Here is a 2,041-nt window from a genome sequence, read left to right as displayed (position 1 = left end):
CGATAGATGCCCAAAGGTCTTCCTCTCCGCCGTCGCTCTCGCTGCCACCGTCATGTTCTGGCTGTGACCATCAATGAGTCTGGAGCCTAGGGCGTGCCCATGTTGAACATCCACCGGGACAACCATTACTGTCCAATTAGAATGCACTTGAATTTTTTAGACAAAGGTCTAAGATAATCTAAGAATCTTGCTAGACAAATGAGGCCCATTCCCTTGCTTGTAGGTTATGCTCGCACTTCCACTCTCGAACAACTCGCGGGCATTGAAGCCCAGGAACGTGATCTTCTCTCCGCAGGTTGCGAAAAGATATTCCGAGAGCAAATCTCGTCAGTCGACGCGGTCAAGCGGGAACAACTAACCGCTGCGCTAGATTTTCTCCGAGAAGGCGACACCCTTGTAGTAACGAAGCTGGATCGGCTGGCCCGCTCTGTCCCCCACATGCACGACTTGCTGAAACGCATTTCTGCGAAGGGTGCGGCGCTTAATATCCTAGGGATGGGGATTGACACGAACACCCCCACGGGACGGCTCATGATCAACGTTTTGGGCGGCGTCGCAGAATTCGAGAGAGACATCATGCTGGAGCGCCAACGTGAAGGAATCGCTAAGGCTAAAGCTGATGGAAAGTATAAGGGTCGCGCTCCCACTGCACGGCGCAAAGCGGATCAAGTGTCCGAGTTATCCAAAGAAGGGGTTGGAGCAACTGAGATCGCCCGGCGCCTCGGGATCAGCCGAGCAAGCGTCTACAATGTTCTTCGGGCTAGTGCCTGAGGTGAAGGAGCGCGGCCTCCTACATAGTTAAGGCGGAGATAGTTGCCACGGGTGCCGTCATCAAAGTTCTTAGGTGAAAGAATCTCTGAGCACCAGACGGCTTACCCGTGTTCGGAATTTATTATATGCAGTTAGAACTCGGAGCCTCAGATACAGTCGGAAGGCCAACTGAAACCCACTCGACAAAGACGTTATCAGTTGCTCCTGCTTCCATGAGTTTAGCGGGCTGGGTTGGTTCTATCTTAGCCTGCACATACAAGAACTCGCTTTCTCCCTCTGGCAGACCGCGAATACAAACACTCAAGGATAGTAGATCAGATGGATCGATATCGGTCGTATCGAGCGTGCCTTCGACTAGCGATTCATCCCCGCGATTGACCATGCCAAAGTTGCTGGAGAATATGCGGTTGCCCTGACTTGTAAGGATCTCAAGTTGCACATCTGCAAGGCTGCTAGTGCTTGAGTTTCCTATTCCTGCCCCGAAATCATAGCTTCCATCGATGTCGCTCATCATGAACGCACCGACCTTCAATCCCTGTGCTACAGCGGACAACCTGAGTGCCTCATTTGCCGCTACTGCGGTGTTGTTCTCTGTGCTTTGTAGAATCGGAGTTTGAGCAGCGGTTTCGCGTGCTATGATCTGTGTGCTAGCAACGATGGCTTCGTTGCTTGCCTCAAGAGCACGGCTGCTCGCTTCGATAGCCCGGTTGCTAACTTCGATAGCGCGATTGCTTGCTGCTATCGCCTCGGCGATCTTGTTGCCCTCTTCTAACTTCCCCAGCATTTCGGCTTGAGCGGCCTCAACCTTGTTCTGAAATTCTGCCACTTTCTTGGCGGCGTCTTCGGGAAAAAAGAAGGCCCAACCAAGTGCTCCAATTGCACAGATTTCACCAACTGACGTTAGGGCGCTGAGGGCCTTGTTCCCAGCTTCAAGGATAGGACGCAAAATTTAGCCTTTCTCAATACAAGGTTTCGAAAGCGGCTCTCCCATCCAGCCTCAGTCTGCGATCACGAAAACTGTGACCGGCGTCGATAGAAGGGCTGCATTAGATACTTCCTAAACATGTATTATTATACGGTCACTCCACCTTCAGTCTACGAGGGAAGTGTTGATCTGCCACGACTGTTGCTCGTATGACACTCGAAAATAAGACAGATACCTAGCCTCCTGTTGTCGCTAGGCTCCAGACTCATTGATGGTCACAGCCAGAACATGACGGTGGCAGCGAGAGCGACGGCGGAGAGGAAGACCTTTGGGCATCTATCGTAA

At 52.0% G+C, this 2,041-nt stretch carries 2 protein-coding genes; one reads left to right on the top strand and one right to left on the bottom strand.

Features of this window, described 5'->3' with window-relative positions; translation table 11 throughout:
* The first annotated feature begins 213 nt into the window (after positions 1–213).
* The gene (locus tag F804_RS17280) at positions 214–771 is read left to right on the top strand and encodes a recombinase family protein (protein WP_028726053.1); all 558 of its coding nucleotides are present in this window, start codon (positions 214–216) and stop codon (positions 769–771) included.
* Between the two features lie 121 nt (positions 772–892).
* On the opposite strand, the gene F804_RS17455 is transcribed toward F804_RS17280, so the two are convergent.
* Positions 893–1,717 carry a hypothetical protein gene (locus tag F804_RS17455; RefSeq protein ID WP_156845266.1) on the bottom strand — a complete coding sequence of 275 codons (825 nt, stop codon included), beginning with the start codon at positions 1,715–1,717 and terminating at the stop codon, positions 893–895.
* Between the last annotated feature and the right edge of the window lie 324 nt (positions 1,718–2,041).

The sequence above is a fragment of the Paracoccus zeaxanthinifaciens ATCC 21588 genome, from assembly GCF_000420145.1.
Classification (GTDB): domain Bacteria; phylum Pseudomonadota; class Alphaproteobacteria; order Rhodobacterales; family Rhodobacteraceae; genus Paracoccus; species Paracoccus zeaxanthinifaciens.
Note: the sequence above shows the minus strand (reverse complement) of the source record. Positions and strands in the feature narration are given on the sequence as shown.